Below are 18,497 nucleotides of genomic sequence, written 5' to 3'. Positions count from 1 at the left end.
CAGGCGCGAGGCACGCCGGGCGGCCTGTAGCGCCGCTCAGGCGCGAGGCGCGTCAGGCAGCAGGCGCCCTGCGGCCCGGCCCACGGCAGGCGCGAGGCGTATCAAACGGCCCCGGGCACCGCACCGGCAGGCGCGACGACGCGCGCCCGGCCCGCCCGTGTGGCGACAGGAGCGAGCAGGCCGGGCGCGAGCCGTCACGTGGCCGGCCGCCGGGCGCGCCTCAGCGCAGCGCCAGGGTGGGTCCCGCCTTGAGCGAGCTCCACTTGAGCCACTGCTTCCAGTTCTCCTGCCAGTGCCCCCACCCGTTGGTCGGCTCCAGCTTCCGCGGCGACCCCGTGATGATGATCGGATCCCCGATCAGCGTGTTCTTGATGAACCAGGCCGCGTTGGCCGGGCTGATGTTCACGCACCCGTGGCTGACGTTCGAGTTCCCCTGCGACCCCACCGACCACGGCGCGCTGTGCACGTACTCGCCGCTGTTGGAGATCCGCACGGTGTTGTAGACGGTGAGCCGGTAGTAGCCAGGCGACCCCGGCCCGATCCCGGGCGAGGTCATCACGGTGACGGGCTCGCGCGACATCGCCAGGTGGATGCCCGAGGTCGTGTAGTACTTCCACTGCCCGCCCTGCCCGGCGCTCATCGGCATGGTGCGGATCTTCTTGCCGTCCCGCCTGACGACGAGCACGTGCTCGTCGGTGCTGCCCTTGGTGATCTGCGAGCGGCCGATCTTGAAGTCGACCCGCACGTCGCGCTTGCCGTACATGCCGGGCCCGCCGCGCACCCCCGCGAGCTTGGCCTCCACCCGCACCTTGGTGTGCGCGGGCCAGTACTTCTCCGGCCGGAAGTCCACGTGCTGGCTGTCGAACCAGTGCCAGGCCCCCTCGACCGGCTTGGAGCTGTGCACGGTCAGGTTGCGCTCGATGGCCACCCGGTCGGTGATGGGCTTGTCGAAGGCGATCATGACGGGCATGCCGACGCCGACGGTCAGCCCGGTGTCGTCCTTGTTCGGGGTGATGGTCTCGATGTCGAAGGTCTTGTTCCCCTTGACCGTGGTGAACGCGCTCCTGGTCTCGCTCGCCCGCCCCGAGGCGTCCACGGAGACCGCGGTGACCGTGTAGGAGGTGCCGGGGCTGGCGGTCCCGACGCTGCGCCAGCGGGTGCCGTCGGCGCTCAGGACGCCCTTCAGCGGGCCGGCCTTGCCGCCTGCCACCTGTACGCTCTTCAGCTTGCCCCCGTGGACCGACACCACCACGGGCTGGTCCGTGGGCACGTTGGCACTCTTGTCCGCCGGAGAGACCCCTACAGGGGCGCCACGCGTCCCGCCCGCCATGGCGACCCCTTCTGGCTTGTCGGCCGGGCCCGCCGAGCACGCTGTCAGCAGGGCCAAGGCCAGCAGGCCGGCCGTTCCATACGCTCCGCGCCCCACGAGTACTCCCTCGTCCACCATCAAGCCACTTCTGCCTCCTTTATTACCCTGAGTGATCGAATCACCACATCCGCGCACTGGTAAAGAACACCAAAAAGCGGGCGTCCTCCCCCAAGGGAGAACGCCCGCTCCAGGTAGGTGCGCTCAGTGCGAGAAGTGACCCCGGTAGTACTGGAACACGAACCCGATCATGGCCATGATCACCAGGAAGACCCCGATCAGGAACATCCAGAAGCCGATCACGAACCCGGCGAAGGCGAAGGCCGCCGCCAGGCACAGGAACAGCGGCCACCAGCTGCTCGGGCTGAAGAAGCCCAGCTCACCCGCGCCGTCGCTGATCTCGGCCTGCTTGTTGTCCTCCGGCTGCGCACCGATGCGGCGCGCGGTGAACATCAGGTAGTACCCCACCATGAACGCGAAGCCGACCGAGATGGCCATGGCGGTCGTGCCGACCGGCTCACCCTTGCCCGTGGCGGCCTTCGTCCAGAACCAGTAGGCGATGTCCACGCCGGCGAAGAACAGGCCGCACAGCAGGAACAACCATCCCTGCACCTTCATCAGGACTCAACCTCCGGGTGGTCGGACTTGGCGGAAGCGTGCGGGAACCGCTTGTCGAAGGCGGGACGCTCCGACCGGATGCGCGGCAGCGAGGTGAAGTTGTGCCGCGGCGGCGGGCAGCTCGTGGCCCACTCCAGCGAGTTGCCGTAGCCCCACGGGTCGTCCACGGTGACCTTGGGCGCGCTGCGCCAGGTCTTCCAGACGTTGTAGAAGAACGGCAGGGTCGAGGCGCCCAGCACGAACGCGCCCACCGACGAGAGCATGTTGAGGTCGGTGAAGCCGTCGGCCGCGCTGTAGTCGGCGTAACGGCGCGGGAAGCCGGCCATGCCCAGCCAGTGCTGGACGAGGAACGTCGTGTGGAAGCCGACGAACAGCAGCCAGAAGTGCAGCTTGCCCAGCTTGTCGTCGAGCATCTTGCCGGTGAACTTGGGCCACCAGAAGTAGAACCCGGCGAACATCGCGAACACCACGGTGCCGAAGACCACGTAGTGGAAGTGGGCGACGACGAAGTAGGTGTCACTGATGTGGAAGTCGAGCGGCGGCGAGGCCAGGATGACGCCCGTCAGACCGCCCAGGAGGAAGGTGATGAGGAAGCCGACCGAGAACAGCATCGGCGACTCGAAGCTCAGGTGGCCGCGCCACATCGTGCCGATCCAGTTGAAGAACTTCACACCGGTCGGTACGGCGATGAGGAACGTCATGAACGAGAAGAACGGCAGCAGCACCTGCCCGGTCGGGAACATGTGGTGCGCCCAGACCGTGATGGACAGACCGGCGATCGAGATCGTCGCGGCCACGAGGCTGATGTAACCGAAGATCGGCTTGCGGCTGAAGACCGGGATGATCTCGGTCACGATGCCGAAGAACGGCAGCGCGATGATGTACACCTCGGGGTGCCCGAAGAACCAGAACAGGTGCTGCCAGAGCAGCGCGCCGCCGTTCTCGGAGTCGAAGATGTGGGTGCCGAGCTTGCGGTCGGACTCCAGCGCCAGCAGCGCGGCGGCCAGCACGGGGAAGGCCATCAGCACGAGCATGCTGGTCAGCAGCACGTTCCAGACGAACATCGGCATGCGGAACATGGTCATGCCGGGCGCGCGCATGCAGATGATCGTGGTGATGAAGTTGACCGCGCCGAGGATCGTGCCCAGACCCGACAGGGCCAGACCCATGATCCACAGGTCGCCGCCGATGCCGGGCGAGTTGATCGCGTTGGACAGCGGCGTGTACGCGAACCAGCCGAACGAGGCGGCGCCGCCCGGCGTGAAGAAGCCGGAGACGGCGATGAGGCTGCCGAACAGGTAGAGCCAGTAGCTGACCATGTTCAGGCGCGGGAACGCCACGTCGGGGGCGCCGATCTGCAGCGGCATCAGCTCGTTGGCGAAGCCGGCGAACAGCGGCGTCGCGAACATCAGCAGCATGATCGTGCCGTGCATGGTGAACAGCTGGTTGAACTGCTCGTTGCTGGTGAACTGCAGCCCCGGCTGCGCCAGCTCGGCCCGCATGACGAGGGCCATCACGCCGCCGATGAGGAAGAAGGCGAACGACGTGATCAAGTACATGTGCCCGATGATCTTGTGATCAGTCGAGGACAGCCACTTGGCGATGATCTGGCCCTTGGGACTTCCCGCGGGCCGGACCGGCGCTGTCGTCAGGGGTTCGTGGATGGCGGTCACTGGGCACTCCCAGCCTGGTTGGTCGCAACGTACTGGTCGAACTCAGCCTGCGGAACGAGCTTCACGGAGAACAACATCCGGCTGTGGTCGACACCGCACAGCTCGGCACAGCGGCCGGCGTAGACACCAGGCTTGTTGAGCGTCGTGATCTGGAACTTCCGGCCCGGGTCGCCCTCCGGGATGCCGGGGATGACGTCCCGCTTGAACAGGAACTCCGGCACCCAGAACGAGTGGATGACGTCGTCCGTCTGAAGGTCGAACTCGACCTTCGTGTTCACCGGCAGAACGAGCTGCGGGCCCTGCTTGTAGTCACTCACCGGCACGCCGGCGACGGGCTTGGTGCCCTTGCCGCTCACGGTGGTGGTGAAGCGCCAGCTCCACTGGAAGGCCTCGACCTTGACCTTGACCGGCGCGTCGCCGTCGACCTTGGCGAGCGCCTCGCTGTCGCGGGCGGTGAAGAAGAAGAACACCGACACCATCACCAGCGGGATCAAGGTGTAGAGCATCTCGATCGGCAGGTTGTAACGCACCTGCGGCGGAAGCTCGGCCTTGGCCCGGCGCTTACGGTGGAAGATGCACGCCCAGATGATCAGACCGATGACGACGGCACCCGTGGCGAGTGCGGCGATCCAGGCCCCGTTCCACAGATTCTGGACGATCTCGCCCTGCTCGGTGATGTGGTCGGGAAGAAGGCCGCGAGACCAGTCGGCCTCGGGGACGTCATTAGCACACGCCGTAGCAGTGGCCAGCAGCAACGCCAAAGCGGCGGCGCGCGGCACCCTGCGCCGGGCCAACGAACGCCGCGTCGTACGGCGAGTCGGACTCACGGATCGCCTACCCCACAGATGAAGCCCAAGAGTCTTTCCCTTGGGCGCTCGTATTGCTCTTTCTGCATCAAGCACAGACTGACAAGCAGACACATTAGCGTGCAGGGGCCTCGCCCCACCGCGCGACCCCTCGGTGGTGCCGGAAGTGGGACGATGAGTCTCGTGGCTTACTTCGACGCGGCTTCGAGCGAACCGCTCCACCCTCAGGCGCGCGAGGCGCTGCTGACGGCGATCGACGCCGGCTGGGCCGACCCCGCGAGACTCTATGGCCAGGCCCGCCGCGCGCACCTGCTGCTGGAGCAGGCCCGCACGGAGGTGGCCGAGGTGCTCGGCGCGCGCCCCGACGAGGTTTCGTTCACCACGTCCGGCACGCAGGCCGTGCATCTCGGCGTCCTCGGCACCCTACACGGAAGGCGCAGGGCCGGGCGCCATCTCGTGACGAGCGCGGTCGAGCATTCCAGCGTGCTGCACGCGGGGCAGGTGCACGAGCGCGAGGGCGGCACGGTCGAGACGGTGGGCGTGACGCTGAGCGGGCGGGTGGATCCCGGCCGGTTCGCCGAGGCGGTCGCGCGGCCCGGCACGGCGCTGGCCTGCCTGCAGACGGCCAACCACGAGGTGGGCACGCTGCAGCCGGTGGCGGAGGCCGCCGCGGCCTGCCGCGAGCACGGCGTGCCGCTGCTGGTGGACGCGGCGCAGACGGCCGGCCGGATGCCGCTGCCGCAGGGCTGGTCGGTGCTGACGGCCAGCGCGCACAAGTGGGGCGGCCCCGCCGGGGTGGGCGTGCTGGCGGTGCGCAAGGGCACGCGGTTCCGCTCGTACCTGCCGGAGGACGAGCGGGAGCGGCGGCGGGTGCCGGGCTTCGAGAACGTGCCGGCCATCGTCGCGGCGGCGGCGGCCCTGCGCGCGACGGCCGCCGAGGCCGGGCGGGAGCAGGCGAGGCTTTCCGCGCTCGTCGACAGGATCAGGGAGACCGTCCCGAAGATCGTGCCGGACGTGGAGGTCATCGGCGACCCCGTTGACCGGGCGCCGCACATCGTGACCTTTTCGTGCCTGTACGTTGACGGGGAGGCGCTGCTGACCGAGCTGGACAAGGCCGGATTCGCCGTATCGTCCGGAAGTTCGTGCACCGCTAGTACGCTTCGTCCATCGCACGTCCTCGAAGCGATGGGCGTGCTGACGCATGGGAATGTCCGGGTGTCGCTGCCCAGGGGCGCTGACGCGGACGAGGTCGACAGGTTCCTCGCCGCGCTGCCCGAGCTGGTGCGCCGCATCCGCCAGGACGCGGGAGTCGCATGACCGAGGTGACACAGCCGGCTTTGACGATCGACGCGCTGGGCAAGAAGTGCCCGATCCCGATCATCATGCTGGCCGAGCAGATCAACTACGTCCCGCTGAACGCCGTGGTGGCCGTGCTCGCCGACGATCCGGCCGCCTACACGGACGTGCCGGCGTGGTGCAGGCTGAAGTCGCACCGCCACGTCGGGTCGTACGAGCTGCCCGAGGGCGGCTGGGCGATCCACGTCATGCGGAACTACTGAAGTTCCGGCCGTCCGCAAATCCCCGATTCAGTCTCGCACGGTGGGTAGGGGCCTTCCGTACGAGTCCATCGACATGCAGGGGAAAGCCATGATCAGCGGACAACCGAACGAGACCGCCCGCGACGTCATGAGCGCGGGGGCCGAGTGCATCGGCGCGCACGAGACCCTCGACCGGGCGGCACAGATGATGCGCAACAACGACGTGGGGGCGCTGCCCGTGTGCGGTCCTGACGACCGCGTGACGGGCATCATCACCGACCGCGACATCGTCGTCAAGTGTGTCGCGGCCGGTCACGATCCGGCGCAGGTGACGGCGGGAGAGCTGGCCACCGGGCTGGTCTGGGTGCCGGCGGAGGCCACCGTGGAGGACGCGCTGGCACGCATGGAGGAGCACCAGATCAAGCGGCTGCCGGTGATGGACAACGGCCGCATCGTCGGCATGATCAGCGAGGCCGACCTGGCCAGGCACCTGCCCGACGACCAGCTCGCCGAGTTCGTGCACCGGGTCTACGCGCTGCGCTGACCGCACACGTGGAGGCCGTCCCGCGAGCCGGGGCGGCCTTCACCTCTTCCTGGCACCTCTTTCCCGGCACCTCTTCCTGGCACCGCTTCCTGGGCTCAGGGGTGGTAGCAGCGGACGTGCTCGCCGATCTCGGCGGTGGCCTCGGCCCCGTACGCGGCGGCGAACCGCTCCAGGAAGACCTCCTGGCCCAGCTCGTACTCCTGCCCGCCCACGCGCTCCAGCACGTGCGTGGCGGTGAGGTTGCCGATCTGGCCGCACCGCTCCAGCGACAGGCCCCAGGCCAGCCCGGACATGAAACCTGCGCGGAAGGCGTCGCCGACCCCCGTGGGGTCGGCCTTGCCGCGCTCGGGGGCGGGAGCGACCTGGATGGACGGCTCGCCCTTGCGGTCGATGACGGCGCCCTTGGGGCCGAGCGTGGTGACGCGGACGCCGACCCGGCCGAGGATCTCCTCGTCGGACCAGCCGGTCTTCTGCTCGATGAGCCCCTTCTCGTAGTCGTTGGAGAACAGGTAGGCGGCCCCGTCGACGAGCTGGCGGATCTGCTCGTCCGCCATGCGCGCGAGCTGCTGGGAGATGTCGGCGGCGAACGGGATGCCGCGCTGGCGGCACTCGTCGGTGTGGCGCAGCATCGCGTCGGGGTCGTTGGGGCTGATCAGCACCAGGTCGAGCCCGCCCACGCGGTCCGCGACGGGCTGCAGCTCGATGAGCCGCGCCTCGGCCATGGCGCCGGTGTAGAACGAGGCGATCTGGTTGTGGTGCTCGTCGGTGGTGCACAGGAAGCGGGCGGTGTGCTGCGTCTCGGAGACGTGCACGGAGCCGCAGTCCACGCCGTGGCGCTCCAGCCAGGAGCGGTAGTCGGCGAAGTCGTTGCCGACGGCGCCCACGAGGATCGGGTTGAGACCGAGGCAGGCCATTCCGAAGGCGATGTTCGCGGCGCAGCCGCCGCGCCGGATCTGGAGATCATCGACCAGGAAGGAGAGTGACACCCTGTCGAGCTGCTCGGCGATGAGCTGATCGCCGAAGCTTCCAGGGAAGGTCATCAGGTGGTCTGTCGCGATTGAGCCGGTCACGGCAATGCGCACGGGATTCTTCTTCCTCGTTGTCAGCAGGCCAATGGGCCCCACGAGAATACGCGAAGGTCCCGCACGCACAAAGGCGGGCGGGACCTCTCTCGAGCGCCGGTCGAGCGCTAGTTGAACGAGTCTCCACAGGCGCACGAGCCCGTGGCGTTGGGGTTGTCGATCGTGAAGCCCTGCTTCTCGATCGTGTCGACGAAGTCGATGGAGGCGCCCATCAGGTAGGGGGCGCTCATCCGGTCGGTGACCACGCTGACTCCACCGAAGTCCGACACGACGTCACCGTCCATCGAACGGTCGTCGAAGAAGAGCTGATAGCGCAGGCCGGAGCAACCTCCCGGCTGCACGGCGACCCGCAGCTGCAGACCTTCCTCGCCCTGCTGCTCGAGCAGGCTCTTGACCTTGGCGGCGGCGGCCTCAGTCAGGATCAGGCCCTGTGCCGTGGTCTCGCTGCTCTCAACCGTCATCTGCTGACTCCCTAACCCGGCTGTCTGTTTCTGACGTCCTACTGATGACGCTACCAACACCTGGGCGATGCCACACATTCCCGGGGCCCGCTCCCCCGGAATAACCACGTGGCGCCGTGTGTCATGATGAGTATCGTCAAATCGACGATAAGGGGGTATGGCCATGGCTGCCCAGACCGGACTGCCGCTCTACGTCCTCGGCAGGGGTGCCGATCCGCACAGCGAGAAGGGGGTCGACTGCCCCGGCGAGCTGCCGCCCGCCTCCGATCCCGAACTGGTGGACCGCGCGCGCAAGGCGAAGGAGGCGCTCGGCGACCGCCTGTTCGTGCTCGGCCACCACTACCAGCGTGACGAGGTCATCCAGTTCGCCGACGTGACGGGTGACTCCTTCAAGCTCGCCCAGCAGGCCGCCGCGCGGCCCGAGGCGGAGTTCATCGTCTTCTGCGGCGTGCACTTCATGGCCGAGTCGGCCGACATCCTGACGGCCGACGCCCAGAAGGTGATCCTGCCCGACATGGCGGCCGGGTGTTCGATGGCGGACATGGCCACGTTCGACCAGGTCGAGGAGTGCTGGGAGGCCCTGGAGGACGCCGGGCTGGCCGATCAGGTGATTCCGGTCACGTACATGAACTCCAGCGCCGACATCAAGGCCTTCTGCGGCAGGAACGGCGGCGCGGTCTGCACCTCCTCCAACGCCCGCCGCGCCCTCGACTGGGCGTTCGAGCAGGGGCAGAAGGTGCTGTTCCTGCCCGACCAGCACCTGGGCCGCAACACGGCGGTGCTGGAGATGGGCATGTCGCTGGACGACTGCGTGGTGTGGAACCCGCACCGCCCCAACGGGGGGCTGAGCCAGGAGCAGCTGGAGCGCGCCAGGATGATCCTGTGGCGCGGCCACTGCTCGGTGCACGGCCGCTTCACGGCCGAGTCCGTGGACGACGTGCGCGAGCGCATCCCCGGCGTGAACGTGCTCGTGCACCCCGAGTGCCGCCACGAGGTCGTGCTCAAGGCCGACCACGTGGGCTCCACCGAGCACATCATCAAGACGCTGGAGGCGGCGCCCGCGGGCTCGAGCTGGGCCATCGGCACGGAGCTGAACCTGGTCAAGCGGCTGGCCCAGACCTTCCCCGACAAGAACATCTCGTTCCTCGACCGCACGGTCTGCTACTGCTCGACCATGAACAGGATCGACCTGCCGCACCTGGTGTGGGCGCTGGAGTCGCTGGTGCTCGGCGAGGTCGTCAACCAGATCACCGTGGACGCGGACACCACCCACTGGGCCAAGGTCGCCCTCGACCGCATGCTCGCCCTGCCGTAGGCGTCAGGCGAAGTCGTAGCCGAGCTTCACGTGCACCGTGAGGCTCTGGCGGCCGGGGCTGATGGAGGCGTCGCTCTCGGCCGCCAGGGTCTGCGCCATCTGCCGCATCGGCACCGGTGGCGCGCCCACGACCTCCTCGACCCGCACCACCGGGCCCAGCGGGCGGCCGGCCAGCTCGGCGTACTGGGCCGCCTTGGCCGCCGCCTGCCTGAACGCCCCGACCCTGGCCTCGGCCAGGGCCTCGCCCGGCGCCGCCACCTCGAAGGCCACGCCGTGCAGCCTGGCCTCCTCGCCCACGCCCACCACGGTGTCGATGACGTGGTCGCCCCTGCTCACGTCGCGCACGACGACCTGGAGCCCCTGCGCCGCCCGGTAGGCCGACACCTTCGGATACGACTCGTACTCCGGGCCCAGGGACAGCTCCGCGGTGGACATGTCCTCCGGCGCGATCCCCGCCTGCCGCAGCGCCTCGCCCAGCCGGGCCGCCGCGGCCCGCACGGCGGCGAACGCCTCCCCGGCCGAGGCCCTGCGGACCTCGACGCCCGCGTGCAGCCGCAGCGTGTCGGGCGCGACCAGGACGGAGCCCTCGCCGGTCACGGTGATGTCCACGAGCCCCAGCTCCTCCCGCATGGGTTCAGCCTTGATCCTAGAACGGCGGGCGCAGCTACGGGGAGACCCGGCTGAAGCGGAAGCCCATCTTGTCGAACTCGGCCTTCTTGCCCGCCGTCGCCAGCACCCGGCTGACCTTCCCGGACAGGTCGATCACCACGGCCTCGTACCCGCCGCCCTTCGCCCGCCACACCGCGAGGTGGTCGTCGTCCCACCAGCCGATGAGCCGGTTGCTGGCGAACGGGATCCTGATCGGCTCCGCGTCGCCGCCCGAGGTGGGGCGGGCGCACAGCGAGGTGCCCGCCGAGGTGCAGTGGGCCAGGAACCGGCTGCCCGACGGGGAGATGTCGTCGCCCTCCACCCACACGGGCGTGCCCACGCCGGACAGGGTGCGCACCACCTTGCCGTTCAGGTCGTAGAACCTCATCCTGCCGCCGGTCCACGTGCCCACGGTCCGGCCGCCGGCGTCCCAGAAGAAGCGCCACTCCCCCGCGCCCTCGTCCTTGATCTCGAACGCCCGCCCCTTCTCCGCCGCCACGTCGATGATGCCGAAGCCGTGCTCGGCGGCGTTGCCGTCGGTGCCCTTGTAGAGGGTGACCAGGCCGTACCTGCCGTCGGGCGACCAGCGGGGCGTGGTGGGGAAGACCGGCTTGCGGCTGAGCTTGACGACGCGTCTGGCGTCGCTGACGTGGTCGATGATGGACACGGTGGCGTACAGATCGGTGCTGTAGTCCACGTCGGTGCCCAGGGCCCGGTTGGTGGCGGGGTCGAGGGCGTACTCGAAGTAGCGGGTGTCGGAGGCGAACCGGCCGGTGGTGTGTTTCCTGACGTAGAGGCGCTTGCCGCTGTCCACGGTGTAGGAGGCGAGCCTGATGGGGTCGCCGTCGCGTTCCTGGAGCTTCACCGACGTGCCGGGAAGGGTGAGCGGGCGGGTGACGGGCGCCGCCGTCGTGCTGGGCGGGGCCGAGGTGGTGACCGCCGCGGTGCTCGGCGTGGGGGACGCGGTGCGCTCGGGGATCCCCGACAGGCGCACGGCGACGAGCGCGCTGGCGGCGGCGAGCACGAGCGCGCCCGCGACGCCGCCCGCCACCCACCAGCCGGTACGCCCGCGCCGCGCCGGCCGGGTGGCCGGGCCCCGGAAGTAGACCCCCGGGGGACCCACCGGCGGCCGGTACGCACCACCACCCGGACCACCACCCGGACCACCGCCCGAAGCACCGCCCGAAGCGCCGCCCGGACCACCACCCGGACCACCACCCGGACCACCGCCCGAAGCGCCGCCCGGACCACCACCCGCGGCGCCGCCTGGCGCGGCTGCGGCCGTGCCCTGCTGGAGCAGGCCGGGCGCCGGGGCGGGCGCCGCGTGGCCGCGGGGGTCGGCGGGCGGGATGCGGCCGGAGGTGCCGGCGGGGGCGCCGTGGCCGAGGAGGCGCATCAGGGCCTCGCTCGACGACGGGCGCCGGGCGGGATCCTTGGCCAGGCAGTCGGTGACCAGCGCGCGCAGCGCGGGATCGGTCAGCGAGCCGGTGTCGGGCTCGGTGTGCAGGATCCGGTTGACCACCGCCGGCACGCTGTCCTGCCCGAAGGGCGGCTGCCCTGACGCGGCGAACAGCAGCGTGCACGCCCATGCGAACAGGTCCGACTTCGGCCCGGGGCCGGTCTCCGTGAGCTGCTCGGGCGCCATGTACGACGGCGTGCCGATCACCGCGCCGGTGAGTGTCGAGGTCAGGTCGAGCGCCTTGGCGATGCCGAAGTCGATCACTCGCGGCCCGTCGGAGGCGAGCACCACGTTCGACGGCTTGAAGTCGCGGTGCACGATGCCGGCCTGGTGGATGGCGACCAGCGCGGTGACGGTGCCGATGGCCAGCCGGTGCAGCGAGGTGCCGGAGCGGGGGCCCTGCTCGCGTACGACGGCGGTCAGGGTGGGGCCGTCGATGTACTCGCTGACGATGTACGGCCGCCCGCCGAACAGGCCGGTCTCGACGACCTGGGCCGTGCAGAACGGCGCCACCCGCCGGGCCAGCGCCACCTCCCGGACGAACCGCTCCGACGCCTCGGCGTCGCCGGCCAGGTCGGCGCGCAGGAGCTTGAGCGCCACCTTCGTGCCGGCGGGGTTCGTGGCGAGGTAGACGATGCCCTGCCCGCCCTCACCGAGCCGCCCGGCCAGGCGGTACTCGCCCACCGTCGCGGGGTCCCCTGGTCTCAGGGCCGCGAGGTCCGGCATTGGCGACTCCCCCTATATGGCGTCTTTCCCGCCATTCTGGTGGGTCGTTCGGGGTTCCGTCATGTGTTCGGGGAAGGCGTGCGGCCCGGCTCAGGTGACGTCCACGGATGACGGCCGCCCGCACGGGCCCGGCTCAGGTGGCACGGGCGGCGTCCGCCGGCTCAGGTGACGGCGTCGGCGACGGCCTGCGGGGCGCGGAGCTGGAGCCGGCGGCCGGCCCGTGGCAGGCGTACGTGCTCGGCGGCGAGCTCGCCCGCCAGGTGGCCCGCGCAGCCGTCGGGGTCGTCCGAGCTGATCACGGTGACGGGCACCTCGGGGAACGGCTTCTCGGCCCGCAGCCGGCGCAGGTCGGCGGCCATGCCGCGGCGGGCCAGCCACTCCCCCGCCACCGCGGCGAGCACCCTGCCCGTGCCGTAGACGCCCGACGGGTCGGCCGTCCCGGTGAGCAGCCGGTGCGCGGGCGGCCCCGTCAGGCGGGCCAGGGCCGTCGCGCCCCAGGTGCGGCCCAGCGCGGGCAGCCACCTGCCCGCGGTCCCGGCGAACGGCAGCGGCCGGCGCTCACCCGCGCAGGCGGGCTCCACCAGCACCAGCCTGGCCAGGCACAGCGGGTGCAGCCTGGCGAACGCCTCCGCGTGCCAGCACGCCACTCCCTCGGCGATGAGGGTCACCTGCTGGGGGTGCGCGGGCGACAGCGCGGCCAGCCGGGCGGCCTCGCCGTACAGGGTGGGCGGGACGGGCGTGCACGGGCTGAGCCCGAGGCCGGGCCGGTCGAACCGGATGACGCGGTGACAGCTCGCGAGCCGCGCCGCCACCGCGTCCCAGTGGAACCAGGCTCCCGCCAGCCCGGCCGTGATCAGCACCGCCGGCCCGGCCCCCTGCACGACGACATGCGGCCGCCCGCACCCCACGGCGTCCCACGCGGCAGGATCGGCCCCGCCGCACCCGCCCGCCGCCCCGTCACCCGTGCCGCTCCACGCAGAAGCGTCGCCCGTACCGTTCCAGGCGGCAGCGTCCCCCGTGCCGCTCCAGGCGGGAGCGTCGCCCGTGCCGCTCCAGGCGGCAGCGTCCCCCGTGCCGCTCCAGGCGGCAGCGTCCCCCGCGCCGCTCCAGGCGGGAGCGTCGCCCGTGCCGCTCCAGGCGGGAGCGTCGTCCGTACGGACCCGGGCGCCGCCCACCCCTCCCATGCGGCCGGGCGCGATCCTCGGCCCCGCCTCCTCGGGGTCGTCGGCGACGAGCAGGCGCAGCGCGACGTACACCAGCCACACGGCGATCATCGTGAGCTGGGCGCGGTGCGCCAGCCCGACACCGTGCCCGACGGCCTGCGCGATCGCGGTGAGCAGGGTGGCGGCCAAGGTCAGCCACGTGAACAGCCACGACGCCCGTGACGCCCATCGCGCGCTGAGCAGCACCATGGCCGCCAGCACGGCGACGGTGCCCAGCACCCGCGCCAGCGCGTGCGCCACGTGCGCGAAGGACGCCTCCCGCCGCCCGCACAGCGGATCGCTGAGCGCGGCGCAGTCCAGCGGGAACAGCCCGGCCGCGAGGGTGAGGAGCCCGAACGCGGCCAGCGCCAGCCAGCCCGGCCACTCGCGCGCCACCCTCGGCACCAGCGCCACCCCCGCCAGGCAGGCCAGCCCCGACAGCACGTCGCTGACCCGGAACAGCCGCGTCCACGGCTGGTCGACGGCCGCCAGCTCGCTGACGTACCCCTCGGTCCTGTCCACGGCGGGCGTGGTGAACTGGCCGGTCACCCAGGCGCTGCCGAGCACCGCCGCCACGATGAACGCGCATGCGGCGAGCACGAACAACCTTCGCTCCACGTAACAATTAGATCACTCGGGGCTACCCGTGCCCATGAGCGCCCCGGTCAGAGCCCCGGAGCGCCCCAGACAGGGAACCATCGGCTGAGATCCTTCTCCAGCGGGAGCTCGCCCTCCAGAGCTCCCCTGGCCTGCAGTTCGAGCGGGTTGTCGCGCCTCTGCCCCGGCAGCGGGGCGAACGGGTAGAAGGTTCCGCGTTTGTACAGGTACACCACGGCCAGCCGCCGGCCGCCCTCGCCGGCGAACGACACCAGCGAGCACAGCAGCGAGGGCCCGAACCCGGCCCCCTCCAGCGTGGAGTTGACCGCGTGCAGCTCGGTGACCAGGTCGCCGAGCGCCTCCGGCGGGCGGCGCGCCAGCAGCCAGGTGTAGCCGTAGCCGTCGTCGGACTCCTCGACGCGCTCCCCCAGCAGCGCCTTGGCGTCGCTCTCCGCCGTGGCGAACGCGCCGCCCTCCGCGGCCCTGAACGCCACGGAGCCGAGGCCGGTGGGCACCAGCCCGGTCGCCGCCTGCAGCGTCACGGCCGCCGACGGCAGCGCGAACAGCGCGTCGAGGTTGGGCTTGACCGGCTTCGACCGGCCGAGCAGCGCGTCGAGCCAGCCCATGTGGCGTTCAGCCCCTTCCGAGTTGCCGGGAGATGTCGGCTAGCTGTTCGAGCCGGCGCTCCAGCGGCGGGTGCGTGGCGAACAGGCTCGCCACGGTCTGGCCCTTGGCCAGCGCCGGGGCGAAGTAGAAGGCGTTGAACGGCTCCGCCTCGCGCAGGTCCCTGGTCGGGATCCTGGCCATGTCGCCGGTCACCTTGGTCAGCGCGCTGGCCAGGGCCGACGGCCGCTGCGTGAGCAGGGCGCCCGCCCGGTCGGCTGCCAGCTCCCGGTAGCGCGACAGGGCGCGGGTGAGCAGGAAGCTGACGGCGTACACGATGACGGACACCAGCAGGATGATCGCGCCGATCGGCAGCCCTCCCTGGCCGCCGTTGCGGCGGCCACCGAGCCCGGTGTAGAGCGCGACCCTGGTCATCAGGCCCGCCACGATCCCGAGGAACGAGGCGATCGTCATGACGGCCACGTCGCGGTGGGCGACGTGGGACAGCTCGTGGGCGATCACGCCCTCCAGCTCCTGCGGCTCCAGGCGGCGCAGGATGCCGGTCGTCACGCAGACGACCGCCTTCTTCTGGTTGCGGCCGGTGGCGAACGCGTTGGGGACGTCTGAATCCGCGATCGCCACCCGCGGCTTGGGCATGTCGGCCAGCGCGCACAGCCGGTCGATCAGGCCGTGCAGCTCAGGAGCCTCCTGCGGCGAGACCTCCCGCCCGTGCATCGCGAACAGCGCGATGCGGTCGGACAGGAAGTACTGCACCAGCAGCAGGCCGCCCGCCAGCACGAGGACGGTCAGCGCCCGCACGCCGAGGGCGACCAGGACGCCGACGAACACGACGTAGAGCAGCCCGAGCAGGAACATCGTCACGACCATGCGGCTGGTCAGGCCGCGGTCGGACGCGAACCGCGTACGCACGGGACTCAGCCCGGGATGAGGCCTTGGTCGCCCAGCATCTCCCGGACCTCCTCGATCGAGGCGTCCGCGGGGGGAAGGATCAGCTCTGACGGCTCAAGGCTGTCGTCGGGGAGCGCCTTGCCCACGTGGCGCACCTTGTCGAGCAACGCGTGCAGCTTGACCCTGAAGGCCTTCTCGTCGCTGGCCTCGATGGCCGCTTCGAGCTCGCTGTCCAGCTCGTTGAGGACCGAGATGTCGTCGGCGGAGATCTCCACCTGACCCTCGCCCATGATCCTGACGATCATGCGCCCTCCCCAGGCTGGCGGTACTGCTGGGTCTGGCCGCCCTGCTGCTGGGGCTGCGCCTGCGGCTGGGGCTGGGCCTGCTGCTGCGGCTGGCCCGGCTCGATCGCCGACTTCGGCGCCGGGCCCTGGCCCAGCTCGGCCTTCATCCTGGCCAGCTCCAGCTCGACGTCCATGCCGCCGCCCATGCGGTCGAGCTCGGCCTGGATGTCGTCGCCGCGGGTGCCGCTGAAGTCGTCGAGCGCGCCGCTGGCCAGCAGCTCGTCGATGGCGCCGGCACGGGCCTGCATCTGCGCCGTCTTGTCCTCGGCGCGCTGGATCGCCAGGCCGACGTCGCCCATCTCCTCGGAGATGCCGGAGAACGCCTCGTTGATGCGCGTCTGCGCCTCGGCGGCGGTGTACGTGGCCTTGATCGTCTCCTTCTTGGTGCGGAAGGAGTCGACCTTGGCCTGCAGCCGCTGGGAAGCCGTGGTCAGCTTCTCCTCCTCGGCCTGCAGGTTGTCGTGCTGCACCTTCAGGTCGGCCATCTGCGTCTGCAGGCTGGACCGGCGCTGCAGCGCCTCACGAGCCAGGTCCTCGCGCCCGACGGACAGCGCCTTGCGGCCCTGCTCCTCCAGCCGCTGGGCCTGCTTCTCAAGGCCGGTGATCTGCAGCTCCACCCTCTTTCGAGAGGTGGCGACGTCGGCCACCCCCCGGCGCACCTTCTGCAGCAGCTCGAGCTGCCGCTGATAGGAGTAGTCAAGGGTCTCGCGCGGATCCTCCATCTTGTCCAGGGCCTTGTTGGCCTTGGACTTGAAGATCATCGAAAGTCTCTTCATCACGCTCATGCGCGTCGGCCGTCCCCTTCTAGGTCGTGCTGGTGTCAATCCCAATGCAGCGCAGCCGCCTTGGGATTACCCTACGCATAACGCACGGGGGCGTCACTAAGTTGCAGTCCAGGTAGGGTTGGCGTGTGTTGCGACGCCGTTCCCAAACCTCCGTGGACGACACCCCCGTCCCCGTTGACGATCCTAAGCCCCAGGGTAAAGGTCGTCCCACACCCAAGCGCCGGGAAGCCGAGGGCAAGCGGCGCCAGTATGTCTCCGCGCCGAAGGACCGCAAAGAGGCATATCGGCAGATGCGGGCCAAGCAGGCCGCCGAGCGCGAGCGGGCCCGCCAGGGCATGCTCGCAGGTGACGAGCGGTACCTTCCCGTTCGTGACAAGGGCCCAGCGCGCAAGTTCGCGCGTGACTGGGTCGACTCGCGGCGGCTGCCCAGCCAGTATTTCCTGCCGTTCTCGCTAGTGATCCTGCTGGCCACCTGGATCCCGTGGCCGATGGCGGTCCGCGCGCAGGTGCTCGGCTACGTCGTCACCATCGGCTGGCCGATCATGATGATCGGCGTGCTCTTCACCTCGGTCTTCGTGTCGTGGAAGGTGAAGAAGCTGGTGGCGGAGAAGCTGCCGGGCGAGAGCGTCAAGGGCGTGGGCTTCTACGCGGCCATGCGGGCACTGCAGATCCGCAAGCTGCGCTTCCCGCCGCCCCAGCTGCTGCCCGGAGGCAAGCCGGTGCCGCCGAAGCGCTAGCCGCTACGGGTTGCCGTACTCCACGTTCTCCCAGCGCAGCACGCCTCGCTTGACCGCGGGCCGCCAGCCGTCGAGCTCCGTTCCCTTCTCCAGGGCGTCGGCCACGGCCCGCACGAGCGCGTAGTAGGACGGCGTGCGCGGCGCCAGGCCGGCGATCGTGTCGTCCCAGCCGACCGCACCGTCGGCGGAGTCGACCACGGCCCACTGCGCGGAGCCGTCCTCCCGCCCGGCGAAGGAGAGGAACGGGATCAACCGGCCGCTCCAGAACTCCGCCCAGGGGTCGTCGCCGCGGTCGGTGGGGTCGAGGCGGCACATGTGGCGCCAGGTGTCCCTGATGTCGCGGATGCTGAGGTTCGACGCGCCGTAGAACCAGGCCCCGAACCCGAACCCGTCCGTCCCCCGCGAGCCGTTGTGGCGCAGCAGGGAGGCGCGCAGGTCGTCGGGGAAGTCCACGCCCATCTGCGCCTCGGCGATCGCGATCGTGCGGGCCCTGCCGGGGGCGCCGAGCGTGCGGTACGTGCGCGGCGCGTTCGCCTTCAGCCACCGCTCGATCCGCCGCCACTGCCGGTCCACGGCCCGCTTGACCCTCGGGTCGACGGGCCGCACGGTCACCGGGCGGGGCGCGGGCGAGCAGTGGGGGTCGGGGATCTCGGCCGGCGCGGGCGTCGGCGTCGAGGGCGGCCGGGACGTCGCCTGCTGCGCCGCCTGGGCCCGCAGGGCCGCCACCCTGGCCTCCTCCTGCGCCCGCAGGGCCGCCAGCCTGGCCTCCTCCTGGGTCATCGCCTTCGCCGGGCCCGTCGGGGCGGGTGTCGCCCTCCCCGCGCTGCCCGGCACCAGCGCGGCCGTCAGGGTGACCGCCACGATCGCCGCGATGGCGGCCCACACGAGCCCCATCCGCGTGCGGCGGGCCGGCGGAGCCGGGGCCGGGGTGACGGGCCGCCTTTCTGGCATGCCGGCGCGGCGGCGCAGCCGTACCGCGATCGCGGTCAGGATGGCCGCCGTGAGCGCCAGCCGAACGAGCTTCAGCACGTCGCGCACCCTATCCCGAATCGGATCATCCCATGTGCCGGGATTAAGGTCGGAT

19 protein-coding genes are annotated in these 18,497 nt (G+C 70.8%); 5 read left to right on the top strand and 14 right to left on the bottom strand.

Going from position 1 to position 18,497, the window contains the following annotated elements; translation table 11 throughout:
• Nucleotides 1-220 precede the first annotated feature (220 nt).
• The 4 genes from AB0I79_RS01555 to AB0I79_RS01540 form a co-directional block, all read right to left on the bottom strand.
• Complete coding sequence (locus AB0I79_RS01555) at nt 221-1,270, bottom strand: Ig-like domain-containing protein (protein ID WP_357865766.1); 1,050 nt, start codon at nt 1,268-1,270, stop codon at nt 221-223.
• A 300-nt stretch (nt 1,271-1,570) separates the two neighbouring features.
• The gene (locus AB0I79_RS01550) at nt 1,571-1,984 is read right to left on the bottom strand and encodes a cytochrome c oxidase subunit 4 (RefSeq protein WP_080041195.1); all 414 of its coding nucleotides are present in this window, start codon (nt 1,982-1,984) and stop codon (nt 1,571-1,573) included.
• Nucleotides 1,984-3,657: a cytochrome c oxidase subunit I gene (gene ctaD / locus AB0I79_RS01545; protein WP_357865764.1), complete on the bottom strand. Its 1,674-nt coding sequence runs from the start codon at nt 3,655-3,657 to the stop codon at nt 1,984-1,986. Before ctaD ends, AB0I79_RS01550 begins: the two co-directional genes overlap by 1 nt.
• Nucleotides 3,654-4,451, bottom strand: coding sequence for a cytochrome c oxidase subunit II (locus tag AB0I79_RS01540; protein ID WP_357865763.1), 798 nt, complete (start codon nt 4,449-4,451; stop codon nt 3,654-3,656). The genes ctaD and AB0I79_RS01540 overlap by 4 nt, the downstream gene beginning before the upstream one ends.
• Nucleotides 4,452-4,637: 186 nt before the next feature.
• On the opposite strand from AB0I79_RS01540, the gene AB0I79_RS01535 reads away from it, so the two are divergent.
• The 3 genes from AB0I79_RS01535 to AB0I79_RS01525 all read left to right on the top strand — a co-directional run bounded on the left by AB0I79_RS01535 (nt 4,638) and on the right by AB0I79_RS01525 (nt 6,545).
• On the top strand, nt 4,638-5,780 hold the full coding sequence (locus AB0I79_RS01535) for a cysteine desulfurase family protein (protein WP_357865761.1): 1,143 nt from the start codon (nt 4,638-4,640) through the stop codon (nt 5,778-5,780).
• Complete coding sequence (locus AB0I79_RS01530) at nt 5,777-6,022, top strand: sulfurtransferase TusA family protein (protein ID WP_225273752.1); 246 nt, start codon at nt 5,777-5,779, stop codon at nt 6,020-6,022. Before AB0I79_RS01535 ends, AB0I79_RS01530 begins: the two co-directional genes overlap by 4 nt.
• Before the next feature lie 88 nt (nt 6,023-6,110).
• Complete coding sequence (locus tag AB0I79_RS01525) at nt 6,111-6,545, top strand: CBS domain-containing protein (RefSeq protein WP_357865759.1); 435 nt, start codon at nt 6,111-6,113, stop codon at nt 6,543-6,545.
• A 95-nt stretch (nt 6,546-6,640) separates the two neighbouring features.
• Here the strand turns inward: AB0I79_RS01525 and AB0I79_RS01520 are convergent, their stop codons facing one another.
• Entirely contained in the window at nt 6,641-7,627 is a 987-nt protein-coding gene (locus AB0I79_RS01520; protein WP_357865757.1) for a carbohydrate kinase family protein, read from the bottom strand.
• 107 nt (nt 7,628-7,734) lie between these two features.
• Complete coding sequence (erpA, locus tag AB0I79_RS01515; RefSeq protein ID WP_185106933.1) at nt 7,735-8,088, bottom strand: iron-sulfur cluster insertion protein ErpA; 354 nt, start codon at nt 8,086-8,088, stop codon at nt 7,735-7,737.
• Nucleotides 8,089-8,245: 157 nt separating this feature from the next.
• On the opposite strand from erpA, the gene nadA reads away from it, so the two are divergent.
• Nucleotides 8,246-9,403 (top strand): quinolinate synthase NadA, encoded by a 1,158-nt coding sequence (gene nadA, locus AB0I79_RS01510; RefSeq protein WP_357865755.1) that lies wholly within the window; start codon nt 8,246-8,248, stop codon nt 9,401-9,403.
• A gap of 3 nt (nt 9,404-9,406) precedes the next feature.
• On the opposite strand, the gene AB0I79_RS01505 is transcribed toward nadA, so the two are convergent.
• From AB0I79_RS01505 to AB0I79_RS01475, 7 genes are all read right to left on the bottom strand, one after another.
• On the bottom strand, nt 9,407-10,033 hold the full coding sequence (locus tag AB0I79_RS01505; protein WP_357865754.1) for an SIMPL domain-containing protein: 627 nt from the start codon (nt 10,031-10,033) through the stop codon (nt 9,407-9,409).
• 34 nt (nt 10,034-10,067) lie between these two features.
• Nucleotides 10,068-12,236 (bottom strand): serine/threonine-protein kinase, encoded by a 2,169-nt coding sequence (locus tag AB0I79_RS01500; RefSeq protein WP_357865752.1) that lies wholly within the window; start codon nt 12,234-12,236, stop codon nt 10,068-10,070.
• A 161-nt stretch (nt 12,237-12,397) separates the two neighbouring features.
• On the bottom strand, nt 12,398-14,056 hold the full coding sequence (locus AB0I79_RS01495) for a DUF998 domain-containing protein (RefSeq protein WP_357865750.1): 1,659 nt from the start codon (nt 14,054-14,056) through the stop codon (nt 12,398-12,400).
• A gap of 47 nt (nt 14,057-14,103) precedes the next feature.
• The gene (locus tag AB0I79_RS01490; protein ID WP_357865749.1) at nt 14,104-14,661 is read right to left on the bottom strand and encodes a hypothetical protein; all 558 of its coding nucleotides are present in this window, start codon (nt 14,659-14,661) and stop codon (nt 14,104-14,106) included.
• A gap of 7 nt (nt 14,662-14,668) precedes the next feature.
• Entirely contained in the window at nt 14,669-15,568 is a 900-nt protein-coding gene (gene htpX / locus AB0I79_RS01485; RefSeq protein ID WP_357865747.1) for a zinc metalloprotease HtpX, read from the bottom strand.
• Nucleotides 15,569-15,573: 5 nt separating this feature from the next.
• The gene (locus AB0I79_RS01480) at nt 15,574-15,852 is read right to left on the bottom strand and encodes a hypothetical protein (RefSeq protein WP_080041207.1); all 279 of its coding nucleotides are present in this window, start codon (nt 15,850-15,852) and stop codon (nt 15,574-15,576) included.
• Complete coding sequence (locus AB0I79_RS01475) at nt 15,849-16,676, bottom strand: PspA/IM30 family protein (RefSeq protein ID WP_357865745.1); 828 nt, start codon at nt 16,674-16,676, stop codon at nt 15,849-15,851. Before AB0I79_RS01475 ends, AB0I79_RS01480 begins: the two co-directional genes overlap by 4 nt.
• Nucleotides 16,677-16,801: 125 nt before the next feature.
• On the opposite strand from AB0I79_RS01475, the gene AB0I79_RS01470 reads away from it, so the two are divergent.
• Nucleotides 16,802-17,413, top strand: a complete 612-nt coding sequence (locus AB0I79_RS01470) for a DUF3043 domain-containing protein (protein ID WP_357865744.1) — start codon at nt 16,802-16,804, stop codon at nt 17,411-17,413.
• A gap of 3 nt (nt 17,414-17,416) precedes the next feature.
• Here AB0I79_RS01470 and AB0I79_RS01465 read toward each other — a convergent pair whose 3' ends face one another.
• Complete coding sequence (locus AB0I79_RS01465) at nt 17,417-18,442, bottom strand: SMI1/KNR4 family protein (protein WP_357865743.1); 1,026 nt, start codon at nt 18,440-18,442, stop codon at nt 17,417-17,419.
• Nucleotides 18,443-18,497 lie beyond the last annotated feature (55 nt).

The organism is Nonomuraea sp. NPDC050202, from assembly GCF_040656115.1.
Lineage (GTDB): Bacteria > Actinomycetota > Actinomycetes > Streptosporangiales > Streptosporangiaceae > Nonomuraea.
This window is presented reverse-complemented; position numbering and strand designations above follow the sequence as displayed.